This is a genomic window from Gilvimarinus sp. 1_MG-2023 (genome assembly GCF_030548285.1).
This window is the reverse complement of the sequence record NZ_JAUOSC010001937.1, coordinates 1-228: the sequence shown is the minus strand read 5'-3', so window position 1 is coordinate 228 and position 228 is coordinate 1. Positions and strand designations below refer to the sequence as shown.

The following is a 228-nucleotide window of genomic DNA, read 5'->3' as shown; positions in this document are numbered from 1 at the left end:
CAGCGGCACCGGGTGGACGGCCACGTCGACATCCCGGGGCTGACGATCCACCGCGCCGGGCCCGAGGCCCCGGTCTCGCGCAAGCGGCAGCCCCGGTGCCGCATCCACGACCGGCTCCTGCCGCGCCTCATCGAGTGGCGGAAGGCGGACGCGGCCCGGACCGTGACGGACGGGGAGGGCAGGCTGGGACCGATCACGCACGTCGTCCACGAGCGGGGCGTCCCGATC

At 76.3% G+C, this 228-nt stretch carries 1 protein-coding gene; it reads left to right on the top strand.

Annotation, left to right across the window (positions count from 1 at the left end; all coding sequences use genetic code 11):
* Positions 1–12: 12 nt before the first annotated feature.
* Positions 13–228, top strand: a 216-nt coding sequence (locus Q4563_RS23415) for a hypothetical protein (RefSeq protein WP_303606251.1), incomplete at its 3' end; no start/stop codon positions are given.